Source organism: Chryseobacterium sp. WX, from assembly GCF_029542485.1.
GTDB lineage: Bacteria > Bacteroidota > Bacteroidia > Flavobacteriales > Weeksellaceae > Chryseobacterium > Chryseobacterium cucumeris.
Genome location: NZ_CP120710.1, coordinates 2143286 through 2159853 on the forward strand (window position 1 = coordinate 2143286; position 16568 = coordinate 2159853).

General features: G+C 35.7%; 15 protein-coding genes. 6 read left to right on the plus strand and 9 right to left on the minus strand.

Translation table 11 applies throughout. The annotated features are described in order from the left end of the window. The first annotated feature begins 2 nt into the window (after positions 1 to 2). Positions 3 to 773 (plus strand): hypothetical protein, encoded by a 771-nt coding sequence (locus PZ898_RS09610; protein WP_277695400.1) that lies wholly within the window; start codon positions 3 to 5, stop codon positions 771 to 773. Positions 774 to 819: 46 nt separating this feature from the next. Here PZ898_RS09610 and PZ898_RS09615 read toward each other — a convergent pair whose 3' ends face one another. Both PZ898_RS09615 and PZ898_RS09620 read right to left on the minus strand, forming a co-directional pair. Then, positions 820 to 1542 (minus strand): phytanoyl-CoA dioxygenase family protein, encoded by a 723-nt coding sequence (locus tag PZ898_RS09615; protein ID WP_120232037.1) that lies wholly within the window; start codon positions 1540 to 1542, stop codon positions 820 to 822. Between the two features lie 6 nt (positions 1543 to 1548). Next, complete coding sequence (locus tag PZ898_RS09620; protein WP_047434424.1) at positions 1549 to 2799, minus strand: cation:dicarboxylase symporter family transporter; 1251 nt, start codon at positions 2797 to 2799, stop codon at positions 1549 to 1551. 220 nt (positions 2800 to 3019) lie between these two features. Here PZ898_RS09620 and PZ898_RS09625 point away from each other — a divergent pair, with 220 nt between their 5' ends. The 4 genes from PZ898_RS09625 to PZ898_RS09640 all read left to right on the plus strand — a co-directional run bounded on the left by PZ898_RS09625 (position 3020) and on the right by PZ898_RS09640 (position 8896). Next, positions 3020 to 3508, plus strand: a complete 489-nt coding sequence (locus tag PZ898_RS09625) for a BON domain-containing protein (protein ID WP_062674094.1) — start codon at positions 3020 to 3022, stop codon at positions 3506 to 3508. Positions 3509 to 3514: 6 nt separating this feature from the next. Then, positions 3515 to 3934, plus strand: coding sequence for an SH3 domain-containing protein (locus tag PZ898_RS09630; RefSeq protein WP_062674092.1), 420 nt, complete (start codon positions 3515 to 3517; stop codon positions 3932 to 3934). 96 nt (positions 3935 to 4030) lie between these two features. Further along, positions 4031 to 6799 carry a TonB-dependent receptor gene (locus PZ898_RS09635; RefSeq protein WP_277695401.1) on the plus strand — a complete coding sequence of 923 codons (2769 nt, stop codon included), beginning with the start codon at positions 4031 to 4033 and terminating at the stop codon, positions 6797 to 6799. 237 nt (positions 6800 to 7036) lie between these two features. Beyond that, positions 7037 to 8896: a CocE/NonD family hydrolase gene (locus tag PZ898_RS09640; RefSeq protein WP_277695402.1), complete on the plus strand. Its 1860-nt coding sequence runs from the start codon at positions 7037 to 7039 to the stop codon at positions 8894 to 8896. 173 nt (positions 8897 to 9069) lie between these two features. On the opposite strand, the gene PZ898_RS09645 is transcribed toward PZ898_RS09640, so the two are convergent. From PZ898_RS09645 to speB, 3 genes are all read right to left on the minus strand, one after another. Then, entirely contained in the window at positions 9070 to 9678 is a 609-nt protein-coding gene (locus PZ898_RS09645; protein WP_277695600.1) for an alpha-ketoglutarate-dependent dioxygenase AlkB, read from the minus strand. A gap of 308 nt (positions 9679 to 9986) precedes the next feature. Next, a complete protein-coding gene (locus PZ898_RS09650; protein ID WP_123279305.1) occupies positions 9987 to 10829 on the minus strand; it encodes a methylated-DNA--[protein]-cysteine S-methyltransferase in 843 nt (280 codons plus the stop codon). A 70-nt stretch (positions 10830 to 10899) separates the two neighbouring features. Next, positions 10900 to 11757: an agmatinase gene (speB, locus tag PZ898_RS09655; protein ID WP_062674087.1), complete on the minus strand. Its 858-nt coding sequence runs from the start codon at positions 11755 to 11757 to the stop codon at positions 10900 to 10902. Between the two features lie 212 nt (positions 11758 to 11969). On the opposite strand from speB, the gene PZ898_RS09660 reads away from it, so the two are divergent. Next, the gene (locus tag PZ898_RS09660; RefSeq protein ID WP_120232041.1) at positions 11970 to 12629 is read left to right on the plus strand and encodes an HAD family phosphatase; all 660 of its coding nucleotides are present in this window, start codon (positions 11970 to 11972) and stop codon (positions 12627 to 12629) included. An 83-nt stretch (positions 12630 to 12712) separates the two neighbouring features. Here the strand turns inward: PZ898_RS09660 and PZ898_RS09665 are convergent, their stop codons facing one another. The 4 genes from PZ898_RS09665 to PZ898_RS09680 all read right to left on the minus strand — a co-directional run bounded on the left by PZ898_RS09665 (position 12713) and on the right by PZ898_RS09680 (position 16491). Further along, positions 12713 to 14107 carry an arginine decarboxylase gene (locus tag PZ898_RS09665; RefSeq protein WP_062674083.1) on the minus strand — a complete coding sequence of 465 codons (1395 nt, stop codon included), beginning with the start codon at positions 14105 to 14107 and terminating at the stop codon, positions 12713 to 12715. Positions 14108 to 14229: 122 nt separating this feature from the next. Then, positions 14230 to 15105 (minus strand): tyrosine-protein phosphatase, encoded by an 876-nt coding sequence (locus PZ898_RS09670; protein ID WP_216444013.1) that lies wholly within the window; start codon positions 15103 to 15105, stop codon positions 14230 to 14232. Between the two features lie 179 nt (positions 15106 to 15284). Continuing rightward, positions 15285 to 15932, minus strand: a complete 648-nt coding sequence (locus tag PZ898_RS09675; RefSeq protein WP_277695403.1) for a thiamine diphosphokinase — start codon at positions 15930 to 15932, stop codon at positions 15285 to 15287. After that, complete coding sequence (locus PZ898_RS09680; protein ID WP_041461407.1) at positions 15922 to 16491, minus strand: cob(I)yrinic acid a,c-diamide adenosyltransferase; 570 nt, start codon at positions 16489 to 16491, stop codon at positions 15922 to 15924. The genes PZ898_RS09675 and PZ898_RS09680 overlap by 11 nt, the downstream gene beginning before the upstream one ends. Positions 16492 to 16568: the final 77 nt, after the last annotated feature.

The following is a 16568-nucleotide window of genomic DNA, read 5'->3' on the forward strand; positions in this document are numbered from 1 at the left end:
CTATGAAAAAATTATCATTACTACTCTTTTTACTTTTAAGCATTATAAAAGTTTCAGCTTGTAAATGTGTATATGAAACCTTAGCATACAATTATCAAAATTCAGAATTTGTAGGTATTATCAGAATTTTGAAAGTATATGACGAAAATACTGAGCAAAGATCCTATAAAGCAGATATTGAAATTGAAAAAGTATATAAGGGAGCTAAAACATTCAAAACAATGAATGTGAGAGGACTCATTGGAAATTCCTATTCCGGAGCTTGTGAAATTGATGTCCTGCCCAATGAAAGATATCTGATCTTTTTAAACCAATACAATAACACCTATTCCATTTCATCCTGTACTCCAAAATCAAAACTGGAAAATAAACCAACAAAAGATGAAAAATTGTGGCTTAAAAATCTGGAAAAAGCCTTTACTTATTTAAATAATAATACATTCAGGTTTATAGGCTTACAGTTTACCCGTTGCTATGATGAATTCCAAACTGAATATAAATCTGATTTGTCAAAGATCAGTGGATTCAAGCCTAAGCAGCCTTTTGCTATCTATAAAGTAAAAATAGATGATACATCAAAAATTCAGGAAATTACTCCTGTTACAACTTTTGGAAGTAAGGATAGTATGATCGAAAATATACTGAAAACAAAGATGAAAGTCTCTACACCGACATCTTTCTGGAATGCCAACCCAAAAGAAGGTCTACTATTTCTCTCCTATCATAAAGAAAATATAGACAAGCCGTATGGTGAAGTCATCTCCTGTGATTAATACTAAAATAAACCCTTCTTCAGAATTTTGACGAAGGGTTTATTTTTCAATTCATTCTTTCCGACCATTGCAGGACTTCCGGAAGTTCCATATCAGAAAATTCGATGTGGATGACTCTTCTTTTCTTTCCGTTGGTGGTTCGGTTGGAACCATGAAGCGTTAAAGGTTTCATCAGCATAATTCCCCCTTTTTCTACGTTGCAGATTTCTTCGGTTTCAACTGTCCAGTCGATGGTTTCCGGTCTGTAAATGCCTTTTGCATGAGACTTTGGAACCACTTTCAGCGCTCCGTTGTTTTCATCGGTATCATCCAGATGGATTCTGATGGTGTAGATATTTTCCAAAACATTAAGTGGAGGCTGCACCGCAAACTGATTTTGTTTGGTGGTCCACGGTCCGAAATTTTCCAATTCCAGCTTTTTATCCACAGAAATAGTAAGATCCTGATGATAGGCCACGTACCAGTTGGAAGTTTCAGGCTTATCAAAATAGATGCTTTTAACTACAAAATATTTTTCTCCAAAAATTTCCTTTATCACTTTCCTGATGTTTTCATTAAACACAAGATCTTTGATTTCCGGAACTTCCTTTAAAAACTGTCTGATGGCAAAAAGGTCTTCAGACTTTCTAAAATTTTCTTTTGAAGTGTCTATATTTTGCAGCACAACATTGATGTCTTCCAGTTCTTTCTGCGAAAACACATCATTGATAACAGCAAAGCCATATTTTTCAATATGGCTTTTATGATTTTCTAAGTTGTTTAAACTCATTGATATTTAAATTTTGTCTAATGGTTCAGTTAACTGCCCTTCCCATTTTGAAACTGCTGTGGTTGCCAGCGTATTTCCAAGTACGTTGGTCATACTTCTACCCATATCACAGAAATGGTCAATTGGTAAAATCAAAGCAATACCTTCCGGCGGGATACCAAACATTGAACATGTTGCCACAATAATTACCAGAGAAGCTCTTGGAACTCCTGCAATCCCTTTTGACGTAAGCATTAGTACCAAAAGCATAGTGATCTGCTGTCCAAGGGTCATTTCGATTCCGTAGATCTGAGCAATAAAGATTGAAGCAAATGTCATGTACATCATACTTCCATCCAGGTTGAATGAATATCCTAAAGGTAAAATAAAAGATACTACTCTACTGTTACACCCAAATTTTTCCAGTTCTTCCACCAATTTCGGGAATACTGCTTCTGAACTTGTAGTAGAGAAAGCAATCAGTAATGGTTCTTTAATTCTTTTTAAAAGGTCAAAAAGACGGTTTCCTAGGATGAAATATCCTACCAGTAAAAGGACCAGCCAAAGAACTCCTATAGCAAAGAAGAAGTCTCTTAAATAAATAGCATATACTTTAAAAATTTCAAAACCATTGGTGGCCACTACCGCTGCAATAGCTCCCAATACTCCAAGCGGAGCAAACCACATGATATACCCTACCATTTTAAGAATAGCATGCGCAATAATATCAAATAGTTTCACAACTGGTTTAGCATATTCTTCTCCCAGATTAGCCAAAGCAACTCCAAACATCACCGCAAATACAACAATCTGCAGTACTTCGTTGGTAGCGAAGGCTTCAAATAAACTTTTAGGAATCATGTGTTTTACGAAATCTTCCATGGAAAAACTTTTGCTGCTTTTAAGAAGTTCGTCAGCAGAAGCGACATCCTGAATTGGTAATTTGGTAACATGTCCCGGCTCCAGCCAGTTAACAAGGATCAACCCGATAAAAAGGGAAATCAGAGAAGCTGAAATAAACCAAAGCATGGCTTTTGTACCTACTCTTCCAATCATTTTGATATCACTCATTTTGGCAATCCCTACTACTAATGTCGTAAAAACCAATGGAGCAATAATCATCTGTACCAATCTGATAAAAACCGTTCCCAACAGTTTTATGTTTTTAGAAAAGGGTTCTGCACTATCCGGATAGCTCACGTGTACAATACCTCCGATTCCTACTCCCAGAAGAAGGGCAATGATAATTGCTATAAAAAGTTTATTCTGTCCTTTCATATATATAGTTCAATTTGCGCAAATATAATGGTTTTTCAATTGGCAGACGATTTTCTTCTATAGCGTTGAATTTTACATTAAGTTTTTAATCCCCAAAAATTAAAACCCTGGTTTAGAAAATATTGTAAAAAAATTAAGAAACATTTATTGACTTTTTATTCTTTTGGTACAAATTTTATTATTACATTTGAGTGTATAACAACATTAATAAATATACAATATGAAAAAAACTATTGCAATGGCTGCATTAGCTGTAGCTGTATCTTTCGGTGCTATTTCTTGTAAAAAGAAAGTTTCTGATGCCGACCTTCAGACTCAGGCTACAACTATAGTAACTTCTAATCCCAATGCTTCTGTTGAAGTAAAAGAAGGTGTAGCTCACTTAAGCGGTACTTTCGCAGATCAACAGTCTAAAGACGCAATGATTGCTAAATTAAAAGCCATCAGCGGAGTAAAAGACGTAATGGATATGTCTACCGTAGCAGCTCCTGCACCTGCAGCACCAGTTGAAACGGCATCTGCTGTAGATCCTGCTGTTCAGAAAAAAGTTCAGGATGCAGTGAAGGATTTCCCTTCTGTAAAAGTGGAAGTTGTCAACGGACAGCTTACTCTTACAGGAAATGTTTCTGCTTTACAGGCCAGAAAAATCAAGGAATCTGTAGATGCTTTGAAAATCGGAAAGTATAACAACAACCTAATCGTAAAATAATTTAAGATGAGCCAATTACAAGATAAATATTCAAGTGTAGTTTCAGCGGCACAGTCTGCAGGGATCTCCAATCTTCAGGTTCAGGAGCAGGACGGAATTCTTTATGTTTCCGGAAATGCTTCCAATACTGCAGCTAAAGATGCTGTATGGAATGCTCTGGGAGCTATTGATTCTACTTATTCTGCTTCAGATATCAATATTGATGTACAGGTTGCAGGTTTGGCTTCAGGTGCTTCTTTAACAGTGGCTACTGAAGAATCTAATCTTAACATCAGACAGGAACCTTCTACTGAAGCTGCCGTTGTAGGTAAAGCTGCAAAAGGTTCTTCTGTAACTCTTATTGAGCAAACTTCTGATGACTGGTGGAAAGTAAAAAATGCTGACGGCCAGGAAGGATATGCTTACTCAAGATATTTAAGAGCATAATTTTTATTAAAAAATAATAAATTTTCACAAAAAAAGCATAGAAACATCCCAACTTTGGGATGTTTTTATATTTTTACGGCTCTGAAAAAAAAACTAATGAAGAAAACTCTGTTGCTATTGACTTTGATGTTCACTGTCATTATTCTGCACGCCCAAAAGTTACACATTGACGGAAAAATATCCGATTCCGAAAAGAAAGCGATAGAAAATGCCACCGTCTATCTTTTGAAACAAAAAGATTCATCCATTATCAATTATACGGCAACCAATAGGGAAGGGAAATTCTCGCTGAAGATTGATGATATGAAAGAACCTTCCATTCTCAAAATCGATGCTGATAAATTATCTTCCTATTCAAAAAAATTCGAAAAAATAGATCAATCGCTATCTCTGGGAGATATTCAGCTGGAGAAGCAAGGTATTGTAAATAAAATTGATGAAGTAAAAATCACCGTTTCACCCGTAAAAATTAAAAAAGACACTATTGAATTTAATGCAGCTGCTATCAAAGTACGCCCAGACAGTAAAATTGAAGAGCTTCTGAAGCAAATCCCCGGTGTAGAAATCAGCAATGAAGGAAAGATTACCGTGAATGGCAAAGAAGTAGACCAGATCATGATCAATGGAAAGCCTTTCTTTGATAAAGACGGTAAAATTGCTCTTCAGAATTTACCCGCAGATATTATTAAGAATATTCAGTTCACCACCACTAAAACCAAGGAGGAAGAACTCAGCGGAAAAGCAGCCAAATCTCAGAATACCACCATCAATTTTAATATTGATGAAAAGAAAAATAAAGGTTTACTGACAAGACTTACGGTTGGCTATGGATCAGATAAACGGTATGAAGCAAGTGGACTGGCGAGTTATTTTAAAGGGGATACCAAAATAAGCCTATTGGCTTCTTCCAATAATATCAACTCTCAGGGATTCTCCAGAGATGAGGTTTTTGACAGTATGGGAAATGGCCGGAATGCCTGGATGATGCAGGGAGGATCTGTCTCAACGGTAGGAAATATGACTTACTATAACCAGGGAGGCGGTACGAAAGGAATTCAAAGGTCTACAACAATTGGGTTAAACTACAGTGACAAGCTGGGAAAAGATGCCGATCTGGATTCCTTCAGCCTGATGCATTCCGATTCCAATACGGAAACAAGATCTAAAGTTTCAAGATCTACCCTTCTCCCTACTTACACGCTTCAAACCAATTCTGAAAGCAATGGTGAAAATGAGTCCAAACAATACAGCTTTGATACTTCGGCTAAAATCAAGCTGGATTCTATGACGAGTATCTATCTTTCTCCAAGATTTACGAAAAACAGCAGTTTCAATTTTAATAATTCACGTTCATCTACTTTAAATAATGGTAAACTTGTAAATGAAAGTAATACTTATTCAACTAATGACTCGGAAAGCAATTCATTCAATCCATACCTCTATTTTTCAAGAAAGTTCAGGAAAAAAGGACGTTCGGTTTCCGCTAATATGAACAGTTCCATTTCTGAATCTAAAAGAGATAACCTGAACCAATCTCAAAATACGTTCTATCAAACTAATGGAACCACAAAAGACAACAGGGATCAGTTAGCCAAAAATAAAAATCAGAACAGCAGTTTCAATTTTACTGCCGGATATACAGAACCTGTTTCCGATTCTTCAAGTGTAAGTTTTGAATTGAAATATGAAACCCGATCTTCCAGAGATTTGAGAAATGTAAATGATTTTGATAATACAACAGGAGATTATACTAAATACAATCAGCTTTTATCCAACAATATGAAGCAAAGAATCAATCAGATATCTCCTGAGTTGACTTACCAGATTAGCAAAAAGAAACTGAATTTCTGGGCTTCCATGAATCTTGATATTTCGGATATGAAGGTAAATTCTATTTATAACGGCCAGCAATATGACCTTCAGAAAAATTTTGTACTGCCCCAATATAATGTGAACCTTTACTATCAGCTGACTGAAGGAAAAACCTTAAGCTTTTACAACTATTCCAACTTCAACATTCCGACAGCAGAACAACTGACTCCTTATAAAGATGAATCCAATCCTTTGATTACCTATCAGGGAAATCCTGACTTAAAAAATACCTGGACTAACAATCTTTATTTATATTTCAATAATTATAATAAAGTGAAAGAGTTCAGCTACTATTTCAATATTGGTTTTACGTACAGAAATAATGATATCATCAATTTTTCCACCTATGATAATGCAGGAAAACAGGTGATCACTTATGACAACGTAAGCGGAAATAAAAGCATCAATGCCGGCGGAGGTTTCAGTAAAGTATTGAAATGGAAGAATAATAAACTTATTATCAATCCAAGATTCACCATGAATTATGCTTACAATAACGGTTTTATTGATGGACAATCTTTCACCAGCAATTCTTATAATCTAAACCCAGGTCTTAATCTTACTTATGAAATTAAAGATAAAATGACGATCAAGCCCTCTTACAGACTTGGATATAGTTTCTCCAATTATACCAATTATAATGTAACCAATGTAAATACAGCGAATCAGTCATTAAAACTTGAACTGACCAATTATATGCTGAAAGGCAATCTCGTATTTGGAAACGATTTTGAATACAATACCAATTCCAATATTGCTCCGGGCTTTAAAAAAGATTTCTACTTCTGGAATACCAGCCTTGGATATTCATTCTATAAAAAACAGTTTACAGCAAAAGTAAAGGTGTATGACGTTTTAAATCAAAATCAAAGCGTGAGAAGAACCATTACCGATTCTTATTTTGAAGACCGTGAAGATCTCATCCTGAAAAGATACATCATGTTCTCCATCAGCATGAAACTGAATAAATTTGCTGGTAAAAAGACGAAGTAAAGCAACATCATACTTCTGTATATATTTTGATAATGGCCGGATCTTTCCGGCTATTTCTATGGGGCAACCTGAAATATAATCCTGAGCTCCGTTACAACTGAAGATATAATATTCCCCTCCTCCGGAGGGGTGGCGAAAATTCAAAGAATTTTTGACGGGGTGGTTTTTACAACAACCTTTTAAACAAGATTATTAATAAACATGTTTTTATTTTTAAATTAGCGGTAAATTTTTTTTATGAAAATCCATATTTCAGTATTATGTATTCTTTTTTTCATTCTTGGAAAAGCTCAGAAAACGGAACAGAAAGATACCTTCGTTAAAGACAATTTCACCAAGAAAGAATTTTATATTCCAATGCGTGATGGTGTGAAACTTTTTACTGCGGTATATATTCCGAAAGATATATCGAACAAAAACAAATATCCGTTCCTGATGCAGAGAACCTGTTACAGCATTGCACCGTACGGAGAAAGTGAATATAAAGCAAAGGTAGGTCCCAACACGTATCTTATGAAAGACAAGTATATTTTCGTGTATCAGGACGTACGCGGAAGATATATGAGTGAAGGTACTTTTACCAATATGACTCCACAGGTGGAGCGCAAAACCAAAAAAGATGTTGATGAAAGTACCGATACTTATGACACCATCGAATGGCTTTTGAAAAATGTGAAAGATAACAATGGTAAAGTAGGCCAATTCGGAACATCATACCCGGGATTCTATACTGCTGTAGGAACGTTGTCACAGCATCCTGCTTTGGTAGCTTCTTCACCACAGGCACCGATTTCCGATTTCTGGAATGACGACTTCCTTCACAACGGAAGATTTATGCTAGGCTATTTCAGAACATTTCCTGTTTTTGGCGTTCAGAAAACACAACCGGAAAAGCAGGCATGGTATATGGATTCTTTCATCAAACAGACTTCTGAAGACGGTTTGAAATTCTACAGAGATATGGGTACGCTGAAAGATGGATATGAAAAATATTACAAGAATAATTTCTTCATGACAGAAATTATGAATCATACCAACTATGATGAATTCTGGCAGAAAAGAGGTCTTCTTCCTCACTTAAAGAATATCAACCATGCTGTAATGACAGTGGGTGGATGGTTTGATGCAGAAGATCTTTCTGGTCCTCTGAATATTTATAAAACTATTGAAAAGACAAGCCCTAAAGCTAAAAACACAATAGTAATGGGACCTTTTTCCCATGGTGGCTGGTCTCAGGAGCAGGGAAAACATTTCCACAGTGAAACGTATTTTGGAGATAGTATTGCTACTTACTACCAAAAAAATATTGAAACAAAATTTTTCAATCATTACCTGAAAGGCAATACCAAAGAAGATGCAGGACTTCCTGAAGCGCTGATGTATGATACCGGTGCTAAAGAATGGAAAGAATTTGCTTCTTACCCTCCGAGAAATGCTCAGAAAGTGAATTTCTATCTGGCTGATAAAACCCTGAAAAAATCATCAGGACAAGGCTATTCTGAATATTACAGTGATCCTAACAACCCTGTATTGAGTTCAGATCACTTAAAAGATTTTAATGGATTCACTCCAAAAAATTATATGTCAGAAGATCAGAGATTTGCTGTAGGAAGACCAGATGTATTAACTTTTACTACCGATGTACTGACTGATGATATTACATTTGCCGGAGAGATTATGGCTAAACTGAATATTGCTTCCACTTCTACAGATGCTGATTTTGCCGTAAAATTAATTGATGTTTATCCTGAAGATTTCAAGCCGGCAGAAAAGAAAGAAGGTGTTATCTATGGAAACTATCACCAGATGGTAAGAAGTGAGATCATGCCTGCAAGATTCAGAAATACCAAAGAAAAGGGAGAAGCTTTGGTTCCTAACCAGAAGACGGCTGTAAACTTCAGACTTCAGGATGTGGTTCATACCTTCAAAAAAGGACACAAAATCCAGATTCAGATCAGCAGTACGTGGTTCCCGCTTTTCGCCATCAATCCACAAAAGTTTATGGATAACCCGAATTTTGCCAATAAAGAGGATTACACCAAGGCATTTATCAAAGTATATAACGACAGCTCTATTGAAGCTGATGTTGTAAAATAAATTGAAAGAGCTGTTCGTTTGAACAGCTCTTTTATTTTTGAGGAGTTGAAGTTTTTGTTTTTAGGTTTTGGCTAAAGCCCGATGATTTTGTTCTTTTTGTTTAAGTGGGCTAAAGCCCACTTCTATTGATAAAGGTAATAAACAAAAATTGTGGATAAATATTCTCTTAAAAACTATTCTTCAATAGTTCTGAAAGTCAGGTTGACTCTTGGAGTTTTCACTTTTGTAGTGGGTGGAAGTCTATGAAGCCAGTGGTCCTGAGTGGTTCCTTTCATAATTAATAAACTTCCGTTTTCGAGGAATATTTCTGCCTTTTCTTTGGTTGTTTTATGTTTGAATAAAAATTTTCTTTCCGCTCCAAAGGTTAAAGAGGCAATAGCTCCATGTTTCTTCAGATCTGTTTCCCCATCGCTGTGGTAAGCCATACCTTCGCTTCCGTCATGATATAAATTGAGCAGACATGAATTGTAGGTTTCGCCCGAAACTTCTTCACATTTTTTCTTCAGTTCCAGTAATTCGGGAGTCCAGAATTGGGCATATTTTGTTCGTTTCGAATAGGTATATTCAAAAGCTTTTTCTCCAAACCAGGCTACTTTCCTTTTAGTTAAAATTAATTTTCCAAAAATCAGTGCTTCATCATTTTCCCACGGAATCTGGCTGAGCAGATAATCATAGTAAAAATCTGATTGTTCTTTGGAGAAAACCTTACCGTAATAATGAACAGTTCCATCATGGGGAAGGATATTCAGTGGATAATTTGATATTTCTTCGAAGAGACTCATCATAGTTTTCTAATTAAATGTTTTTATTATTAAACACAAATTACACCAATGTTTTTCACAAATGACACGAATTTTATATCAATAGAAACAGACTTTAGTCGAAATTTAAATTTAATATTTTTCAACCGCAAAAGTCACAAAAGATTCTTTCATTAAACACAAATGGCACCAATGTTATTCACAAATGACACGAATTTTATATCAATCGGAAAGAACTTAAGCCCATTAAAAAAAATAATCTAATCCATTGGCTTTAGCCAAAACTTAATAATTGTAGATTCTTTTTTTGCCTTTTGTGATAAAATATTTTAAGAGTAAATATGGGATCCTTCCCAACCTACAATAAGCTGCTTCCTATCACTTCCCCATCTGTAACCTCCCAGATGCCCTGTAGACTGAATCACGCGGTGACATGGAATAAGAAATGCAACCGGATTACTTCCGATAGCCGTTCCAACAGCTCTGGAAGCTTTAGGATTCCCAATTTTTTCTGCCAGGCTGCCATACGTAGACAATTTTCCCATTGGAATGGTCAGCAGACTTTCCCATACTTTCAACTGAAAATCGGTTCCTTTTAGGTGTAATTTTATGGTATTGAGTTTTGTCCAGTCTTTATCGAATATGGACAGTGCATTCTTTTGAAGAGTATCCTGTTTTTCAATAAAAGAAGCATTGGGAAACTTTTGCTTCAGTTCCCCGAATGCTTTTTCTTTATCGTCTTCAAAAGCCATATAGCAGATTCCTTTTTCTGTAGAAGCTACTAATAAATTCCCGAAAGGACTTTCGGAAAAACTGTAATGAATACTGAGGCTTTTTCCTCCGTTTTTATATTCTGCCGGAGACATTCCTTCAATCTTTACAAACAGGTCATGAAGCCTGCTGGTACTGGAAAGGCCCGTCTCATAAGCGGTATCAAACAAACTTGCTTTTTCTTCCTTCAATAAATTTTTAGCATGTTCAAGACTGATGAACTGTAAAAATTTTTTCGGACTTGTTCCTGCCCAATCTGTAAAGATCTTCTGAAAATGAGCCGGGCTCAAGTGAATATTCTCTGCCACTTCCTCCAAACTTGGCTGAAGTCTGAAATTGCTCTGGATATATTCTATCGCCTTGGCAATTCTGTTATAATCTATCTGACTTTGTGTGGACATCATATTATTGTTTTTACCTCACAAATTTCCAAAGAATATACGGCAGAAAAAATCCGATTCTTGCGGAATATTAGTTGTTGTTATAAATATCGTAGTAAGCAAGCATTTTGTAATATAACTTCGCAGAAAGGAAAGCCGTTGGCTTAGCCATTGGAGAATCCATCAATTCTACAATGTCAAATGCTACTACGTTACATTTTTCAAATACTTTTCTTAATAATTCCAGAGTTGGGTACCATTGTAATCCACCTGGCTCAGGAGTTCCTGTAGATGGAGCAATAGAAGGATCAAAAGCATCTAAATCTATTGTGATATAAACATTTCCTGATACTTTCTCCAATACATCATTGATCCAGTTTTCGTTGTTGGCAATTTCGTGAGCAAAGAATACTCTTCCTTCAGGTAAATATTGCGCTTCTTCAATATCCATAGAACGGATTCCCACCTGTACCAGATTATGCTTCTGATTCGCTTCAAAAACTGCACAAGCATGGTTGGAAGTAGAACCGTGGAACTCAGGACGTAAATCTGTGTGAGCATCCAACTGAAGAACAGTAAGGTTTTCAAACTTCTCTCCTACCGCACGGATAGAACCGATAGAAACAGAGTGCTCTCCTCCAAAAAGAGTAAATAATTTACCATCATTGTTCAAAAGTTCTTTTGTTTTCTGATAAACCGCTTCCGTCATTGCTTCCGGTGAAGAATTTTCAGAAACTTCTCCTGCCAAGTAAACTCCCTGTAAGTAAGGTTCTGTTTGAGTTTCAATATCGTAAAGCTCCATGTTTTCGGAAGCGTTTAAGAATAATTCCGGACCTTTATCAGCTCCTTTCCCCCATGTTGAAGTTCCATCATAAGGAACAGTTACCAACATTACTTTCGAATTCTCTAACGTTGCGTTTTCCTCGGGAATTCCTGCGTATGTTCTCATGCTTTATTTAAAAATTTTAATGTTTTAAAATTGAAATATTGACCACAAAGATACAAAGAGTTTATGAGTTGGAGAGTAAGAGTGTAGGAGAGTTTATGAGGATCAGAATTTACCACTCATAGTATATTATCTTCTACCTAAAACCTATCATCTGTTACCTCTTCCCTTTCCACTCTCGACTCAAATAGCTATTTTTGTATAAAACTCATTATATGCCTTTAAAAGCTGTACTTTTCGATATGGATGGAGTCATTGTAGATACGGAACCATTACATAGAAAAGCTTATTTCAAAACTTTTGACGAACTGGAAATTGTAGTTTCCGAGGAGCTTTACACCTCTTTTACTGGTGCTTCCACCAAAAGAGTCTCTGAGACATTGATTAATGAATTTAATTTAGATCAGACTTATGAAGCCATTGCAGGAATCAAAAGATCTCATTTCAAAGATTATTTTGATAATGATGATGAGTTTGACTTAATTCCGGGAGTAAGAAAACTGATCGAGCATTATCACGAAAATGGAGTCAAGCTGATTCTGGCTTCTTCTGCAACGATGGTAACCATCAATATGGTTTTTGAAAAATTCGGACTGGAGCAATATTTCAGTGGAAAGATTAGCGGCGCCGATTTAAAAGAATCAAAACCTCATCCTGAAGTTTTCTTACTGGCGGCAGAAATGGCCGGAGAACCTGTTGAAAACTGTATGGTGATTGAGGATTCTACCAACGGAATTCTGGCAGCTCACAGAGCAAAAATTTTCTGTGCCGCATACAGAAGTCCACATTCTAAAAATCAGGATTACACGTTAGCAGATACAGTAGTTTCTGATTATGAAGATCTGGAACTGGACAAAATTTCAAAATATTTTTAGATAAAAAAAGCTCTCAGAATCTGAGAGCTTTTGTTTTCTATAATTTTTGGCTAAAGCCAATTGATTTTTCTATGATTGTCAAATTATTTATAACCAAGAAGTTTCAATACATCTTCAGGTTCCTGTTTTTCACGGAAAATTTCGTATTGCAATTCACCGTTTTCATCTTTCTGAATCAGGACGTGTCTTGGCTGAGGCATCAGACAGTGGTGTACTCCACCATATCCTCCGATGGTTTCCTGATACGCTCCAGTGTGGAAAAATCCGATATACAGAGGTTTTGTATCACTGAAGACCGGTAAATAAATTGCGTTGGTATGCTGTTCTGAGTTATAATAATCATCCGAGTCACAAGTCAGTCCTCCAAGGAATACTCTTTCATACGTATCTTCCCAACGGTTAAGCGGAAGCATGATAAAGTGTCTTGAAATTGCCCATGTATCAGGAAGAGTGGTCATGAAAGAAGAGTCAATCATATTCCATTTTTCTCTGTCGTTCTGACGTTTCTGAGAAATAATTTTATAAAGATTTGCTCCACTTTCCCCTACGGTAAAGCTTCCGAACTCAGTATAGATATTAGGTTCTTCCACCCCTTCTTCTTCACAGAATTTTTTGATCTGAGAAACGATTTCTTCCACCATATACTGATAGTCATAATCAAAGTTCAAAGAAGTTTTGATTGGGAAACCACCTCCGATGTTCAATGAATCTACTTCAGGAGCGATTTTCTTCAAACGTGCATATACACGAAGACATTTGTACAATTCATTCCAGTAGTAAGAAGTATCTTTAATCCCGGTATTGATGAAGAAGTGAAGCATTTTCAATCTTGCATTCGGATGTTCTGCGATCTTCTGACTATAGTAAGGAATGATATCTTTATATCCGATTCCTAGTCTTGAGGTATAGAATTCGAACTTCGGTTCTTCCTCTGATGCAATTCTGATTCCGATATTAAAGGTAGAATCGATGCTTTCCGTAAGTTTATCCAATTCTCTGTAATTATCAAGAATCGGAGTAATATTTTCAAAACCGCTGTTGATCATATCTGAAATCTTTGCCAGATAATCATCAGTTTTGAAACCATTACAGATAACTTCAATATTTTTATCTACTTTCTCTTTTTCATAAAGAGACTTTACAATATCCATATCATAAGCAGAAGAAGTTTCTATTGAAATATCATTTTTCAATGCTTCTTCCAATACAAAATTAAAATGACTGGATTTTGTGCAGTAGCAGTAGGTATAATTCTTTCTATATTCGGTTTTTTCAAAAGCTTCTTTAAACCAGCTTTTTGCTTTCTGAATATTTTGAGAAATTCTCGGCAGATAGCTAATCTTTAGCGGAGTGCCAAATTGTTCAACTACGTCCATGAGTGGAACGTCGTGAAACAACAAATTGTTCTCAGAAACATTAAATTCCTCCGTAGGAAAATATAATGTCTGATCAATAAGTTCCGAGTACTTTATTTTCATTTCTAAACAAGTGAATTAAGAAATGCAAAATTGCTAAAAAACTTTCATTTTTAGGTGTTAAAATTATTATAATTTTAAATAAACACCCAATATTGAATCTTGTAGAAATTTATCTCTGATAATCAATACGTAAACTTTTGAATATATTCATTCCTTTTGGCATCTGAAATCCCTAATACCTGCTGAATATAGCCATCTGTAGAACCATACTTTTTATTGATCTCCTCAAAAGCTGCATCAAGATATCTTTTTTCTACCCAACTCAATTTTTCCAGCACCTGTAAATCCATTTTAGGATAGAGGAAATGTAAGGTATTGGCAAGGCGTAATCTTTTTTGAACAAGATTTTTTCTGTAATTATTGGATAAAAGATATTCGTTGTAAATAGTCTCTTTATCAAATTTCAGAATGGTAAGAATTAATGCGGTGGTAATTCCGGTTCTGTCTTTTCCTGCGGTACAGTGGTAAAGAATCGGATCTTTGGACTCCAGAATTTCTGTAATAATCTTTTTTATCGTTTCCGGGTTTTCTGTCACATACTCACGATAGAAATCAATCATTCTTTTATCTGCGTCGGAAGCGTTTACTTTGCCTTTAAGAACGAGCTTCTTGGCCTGAGCCAGTTGATCTCCTTCGTCTTCAAACGCTGAATATTTTTTGTAATCCGTTTCTGAAGGTAGCTGATCCGGTTTTTCAGCAATTTCCTTTGAGTTTCTAAGATCAATAATTTCTTTGATCCCGAGTTTTTCAAAATCGTCAAAAGATTTCTTTTTAAGCTTATGAAGATGGGCACTCCGGTAAAATTTTCCTTCTTTTAAAGTTCTTCCATCTGCATTTTTGATATTTCCTACCGTACGGAAATTAATTACTTTCTTGATATGAATTACTTTTTCAGTTTCATTTTTTCCATATTCGGGTGTTTCAAAATGCTGTGTTCTGCATGAGAAAATACAGCATAATGAAATGGTAAAAACTGATATTTTGATTAGTTTATTCAATGGTTTTTAATAAGTTTTGGCTGAAGCCAATGGATTCTTGTATTTTTATTATACGGGCTGAAGCCTGTTCCTATGGATATGATATTAGTGCCATTTGTGAAAAACATTGGTGTAATTTGTGTTTAATGACAGTCTTTTTTTACAATGGGTAAAGCCCATTTCTATTGATTATAATCACTCTAATAAATTGCCGGATATTCAATCTCCTTGATCCCTACAAAAAACAAGACATCCCCTGATTCATACTCTATAGAAACCTCATCTTCAACAGCGAAATTCCGGGTTCCTATTCTTGAAGTGATGCTTAGACTTTCATTGGTCAAAGGCCAATTGAGACCTTTTGTTGTGATATTATTTACTGATGGAAACGGATAAAGAGAGATCATTCTGTTTTTCACTCCTTTCAGTGTGAAATAATGGGGAATAAAATAATACTCTGAAAATTCATCGTAAAATTTTATTTTTATCTGCTCTTTGAATCCATAGGCAACAGTAAGATTTCCCAGAAAATGATCCTGTTCGCCTCCACTTCCTCCAAAAACATCAACTTCTGAAAAACCTCTTTCCTGAATGATTTCCAACGCTTTATGAAAATCTGTTTTTTCCTGATCTAACGTAAGGATAAATTTCCCTTCATACATATCTTCATCTGATCCGGAATGAGAATCAAAATCACCGGAAATAAAATCCAGCTTATCCAAAGGAAATCCCATTCTTTTTAAATAATGAAAGGCACCGTCTGTGCAGGCAATCAATTCATAATTTTCGGGGTTGGGTAATGATTTTGGAGCGTCTCCGTTGATGAAAAGTAATGTTTTATCTTTCATTCGGATTCCAGTATTCTTCCGGTTCATTGTTCAGTTTTGAAATATATCTGGCCAATACAAAAAGATAATCTGAAAGCCTGTTTAAATATTTAATCAATTCGGGACGCACTTCTTCTGATTCATTCAGAAATACCAGTGAACGTTCTGCTCTTCTGCAGATGGTTCTTGCTGCGTGTAAAAAAGTTGCCGGTTTTCCTCCACCTGGCAGGATAAAATACTGAAGCGGTTCCAGCTTTTCATCAAAAGCATCCATCCATTGTTCCAGCTCTTCAATTTCTGTTTCTGAAATAATAATCGGAAGACGTGATTTCCCGTTGGCAAGCATCAGCTTATCCACAGGGGTTGCAGCCTCTGAACCTACAGTGAATAAATCAAACTGGATTTTCTTCAGCTGTCTCAACACTTCTTCATCTTCGATATGGCTTTTTGCAATTCCGATGAATGAATTCAGCTCATCTATATTTCCATAACTGTCTACTCTTGCACTGGCTTTGGAAACTCTTGTTCCGCCATACAATGCAGTCTGACCTTTATCTCCTGTCTTTGTATAAATTTTCATAGTACTAAAATACCTTTTTTTATACAATGTAAAAAGTAAAATGTAGTAATAACTTCCTGTTCTATCTTAAAAAATAA